Source organism: Streptomyces sp. NPDC059534 (genome assembly GCF_042743475.1).
GTDB lineage: Bacteria > Actinomycetota > Actinomycetes > Streptomycetales > Streptomycetaceae > Streptomyces.
The window spans coordinates 1-3,721 of the sequence record NZ_JBHWAQ010000109.1; the positions used below are offsets into that span (position 1 = coordinate 1).

3 protein-coding genes and 2 pseudogenes are annotated in these 3,721 nt (G+C 68.5%); 1 reads left to right on the top strand and 4 read right to left on the bottom strand.

Going from position 1 to position 3,721, the window contains the following annotated elements:
• The first annotated feature begins 115 nt into the window (after window positions 1-115).
• The gene (locus tag ACFVZH_RS40005; protein WP_384905538.1) at window positions 116-370 is read left to right on the top strand and encodes a hypothetical protein; all 255 of its coding nucleotides are present in this window, start codon (window positions 116-118) and stop codon (window positions 368-370) included.
• Between the two features lie 121 nt (window positions 371-491).
• Here ACFVZH_RS40005 and ACFVZH_RS40010 read toward each other — a convergent pair.
• From ACFVZH_RS40010 to ACFVZH_RS40025, 4 genes and pseudogenes are all read right to left on the bottom strand, one after another.
• Window positions 492-1,111 (bottom strand): annotated as a pseudogene (locus ACFVZH_RS40010) (IS5 family transposase); the annotation flags it as partial.
• 169 nt (window positions 1,112-1,280) lie between these two features.
• A pseudogene (locus tag ACFVZH_RS40015) lies at window positions 1,281-1,583 on the bottom strand (roadblock/LC7 domain-containing protein); the annotation flags it as partial.
• Between the two features lie 39 nt (window positions 1,584-1,622).
• Window positions 1,623-1,748 carry a hypothetical protein gene (locus ACFVZH_RS40020; protein ID WP_384905539.1) on the bottom strand — a complete coding sequence of 42 codons (126 nt, stop codon included), beginning with the start codon at window positions 1,746-1,748 and terminating at the stop codon, window positions 1,623-1,625.
• Window positions 1,749-2,141: 393 nt separating this feature from the next.
• The gene (locus ACFVZH_RS40025) at window positions 2,142-3,374 is read right to left on the bottom strand and encodes a hypothetical protein (RefSeq protein WP_384905541.1); all 1,233 of its coding nucleotides are present in this window, start codon (window positions 3,372-3,374) and stop codon (window positions 2,142-2,144) included.
• Between the last annotated feature and the right edge of the window lie 347 nt (window positions 3,375-3,721).

A 3,721-nucleotide genomic window follows, 5' to 3' on the forward strand; every position in this document is an offset into this window, starting at 1 on the left:
GCTGAACGCCTTCGACATCACCTTCGACGGCCGGCTCTCCGCAGCCCGCCAGTAACCCCAACCACCCTCGTTACACCGTTCGATTGACAGACCCGCTGAGACCTGGCGGGTCTCTTTGGACGACCGGCTCATCGACCACGAAACCGGTGCCGATCTCGACGGATACGTCTGGGGCGTGAAGTGGCACTGCCTGTACCCGGGAGCCAAGCTTCTCCCCGAGTCGGAGGTGACCCGCCGCTGGTCGCAGGCCCTCGGGATCGACTTCCACGAGGTGCGCATGGAGACCAACGCGCACAACCTCACCCTGCTCTTTTCCGAGCTTCAGGTGACCGAGGTCCCGGTCGGATACGCGCCCTTCATCACGGAGTAGCGATCAGGGTTCGTCTGATCTTGTGACCGACGTCTGTCCGGGTCGTTCCTCCTGTCATGGGGCGGGGTGATCTGAGTGATGCGGAGTGGGAACGGCTGCGGCCGTTCCTGCCGGTCGGCAACTATCGCAATGACTTCAGGCGTCGCCAGCAGATGAGTGCGCATCCGAGGGTGAGGAAAGCTTCGTGAATGTCGTCGCGGATCTCCCAGCGGATCCGGAGGCGACGGAACCAGTACAGGTGGGCGAACGCGCGTTCCACGAACCAGCGTTGGGTGCCAAGTCCGGAGCCGTGTTCGGTGCCGCGTTGGGCGATCAGAGGCTTCACGCCGAGGTCCCAGACCAGGCGGCGGTACTTGTCGTGGTCGTAGCCACGGTCGCCCAGCACCACATCCGGGCGGCGCCGGGGCCGGCCGCGTTTGCCCCGCACCGGCGGCACGGCCTGGAGCAGTGGGATCAGCTGAGTGACGTCGTTGCGGTTGCCGCCGGTCAGGGTGGCGGCAAGCAGGATCCCGGTGGCGTCGGTGATCAGGTGATGCTTGCTGCCCGTCCTGCCCCGGTCGACGGGGCTTCGTCCGGTCTTGGATCCCCTTTAACGCCCGGACATGGGAGCCGTCGACCGCCGCCAGGAGAGAAGTCCAAGGCGTCCGCGCCGCAGAGTTCGGCGAGCAGGACCTCGTGCAGCCGGGGCCACACCCCGGCCTCGGTCCACTCCGCCAGACGGCGCCAGCAGGCCAGCCCCGAGTGCCAGGAAGTGCTCGGGGCCGGCGGGCGGTTGCCCGGTTCGAGCGGGGCGCCGGGACCCGGCGGAGCCGGGCCGGTACTGCCCGCTGGGGCTCCCCCCGGGGAAGTAGCCGGCTCGGCACTCCCGCTCGGGTTCAGGGGTGTCGCGGGGGCGCTTTCGTCCTGTGGACTAATCCTGGAAGAGCGCTTCGATGTCGGCGTCGGTGACCTCGCCGAACACCTCGGGCGCTGATTCCAGCGCGGTCCGGATGATCTTCTCCTGCTCGGCGGCGGCCCGCTTCACTCGCAGCCGGACCGGGCCCAGGGACGAGCGGTCGTCGAACATGACGACCAGGACGGCACGCTGGGCGATGATCGAGATGTGGATGTCGTCCTGCTGCCCCTCATGGAAGAGCACCGAGAGCTCACGCTCGCTGATCGGCTTGGCCACACCGTCGGTGGCGGCGACGTTGCCCGCCGTCAGGGAGGCGAGTGAGGTCGTATCGAACTACTCGACCTCGCCCGCCGCCGCCTACTGCCGACCGTTCTTGTCGATCAGGAACACCGCTTTGGCGTTGGCTTCCTGGCGCAGGCGGCGCAGGGTCTCGTCCAACTGCTGAACGGTGCCCTCGAAGGCGTCAAAGTCGGTGGTGGTCACAGAGCTTCTTCCGATGGGATGGCGGGAGGCTGGGCCTGAACGGCGCTGCCGCGACTCACCCTATGGAGATCATGGCCCTACGTACTCGAGTTGCTGCTTAACGTCGCCTTCGTGAGCCTCACAGGGTGTCTTCCATGGCCGGTGGGCCTGCTGTGAGCCCGTGAGGTGATCCTGTCCCCTTCCCCTGCCGCCTGGACGATCGCCGAGTACGACGGCCCGGTCGGCGCGCGCGGGAAGGGGAACCCGGCCGCCCCGCCCGCGTCGCTCACCTCGGTCCCGCAGTCGGCGAGGGCCGTCGCGAGTCCGCCGGTCCCTTGTCAGGGGGAGGTGAGCTGGATGTGGTGCGGGCGGCTGGCGAGGGCAAGGCACGAGTATCGAAGTCTCCTCCGCGTGTCAGTTCGTCGCGTCGGGCTTCACGATGTCGGGGAGCTTCGCCTCGAACAGCTCGTCCAGCTTCGGCGACGGCAGGACGTAGTTCTTCTTGACGGTGTCCGCGGCGACGCTCGCACCCCACAGCGACGCCGCGAGACGCTGGTTGGGTGTGCCGTGGTGGCCGGGGCTTGCGAAGCCGCAGTCGCCGACCTCGTAGAAGGACTTGGCGGCCCGCAGCGTCGCCGTGTCGGAGAAGCGCAGGCCGCGGTGGTGGGCGAGGTAGTACGAGCCGAACGCGTCCGCCATCAGCTCGGTGCGGCGGGTGGCCTCCGGCCCGGTGAGCGTGGTGCCGGCGAACAGGTTGTCCTCGTACTGCACGTGGTGGCCGAACTCGTGGGCGAGGACGGTACGCGGGGCGGTGTCACCCAGGCCGACGGCCTTCAATGCCTCCAGGATCCCGTCACCCATGACGATGCGGTCGGAGATGCCTGCCGGGTTCGGGTCGCCCTTCTCGGAGAAGGCGAACGCGTTGAAGGTGAAGAGCGGGTTGTCGCCGCCCTGGAGGACGGGGTCGGCGTTGACGAGGCTGATGACCACCCCGGCCAGCCGCCGCACCACAGGCTCGTTCGTGATCCCGAACATCAGCGAGAGGACGCGGGCCACCCTCTCCTGAGAGGAGAAGACCTCGCGGCCGTGCATCGGCACGAGCTGAATGTCCTCGGAGTAGACGTCCCAGAACTTCTTCAGGTCCTTCTGCTCCTTCGTCAGCTCCTCGGTGTAGTCACCATGGACGCCGAAGGTGCTGTCCTTCGACTCGCCGCCGAAGACGAGCGCGTCGTAGGTGGGTATGTCGAACGCGCCGAAGACGTCCAGCCAGTCGCGCAGGTCCTGATCCTCGATGCCCGTCCGCAGGCCGTTCGCGTACTCCCTGAAGGCCGTGCTCCCGCACTGGTAGTCGCCCGGGTTGATGACACTGTCACGGAGCTGCGCCCACTGGGTGTCGTGGATGCCGTACCTGGCGGCGGCGGCGTCGCGGCGCTGCTCCCAGTCGGCCGGCAGCTCGGCGAGCATCTGGTCGACGAGGGCCTTGAGATCGGGGGAAAGGCGGGAAGTGTCCGTCCCGGTGCCGGAGGACGTGGTCGACGTGGCGGCCGTGAACGTCGTGACGTCGGCGGCCGTGGCGGGCACGGCGGCACCGAACGTGCACGTGGCCGCGGTCACCACGGTGACGGACCAGGCCAGGATCTTCTTCACAGGGAACTCCTTGGTGTACTCGGGCCGACGCGCTGAGGTGTCCCTGCGGAGTGAGGGAGGCGGTGGCAGTGCCGGATGCGGGTCCCGTGAGGGACCGGCGTTCCGATGACGTTGGTACCGGAGGAATCAGGCATGGCGAGAACGTGCCGGGCCCGGGGAATTCCAGGACTCCCGTCCTGACCGGCAGGCATCTCGGAGTCGAGTGCGGTGGGTGCGGCCCGGTGGGGGCTCCGAGCCCCCCACCGGCCCCCCCCCGGGTGGCCACCCAACGGTTCGGGGGGGGGGGGTTCACCAGGAGGGGGGGGTGCGCGCCAACAACCACGGCAAACGGCGCCGGGGGCGGGGTG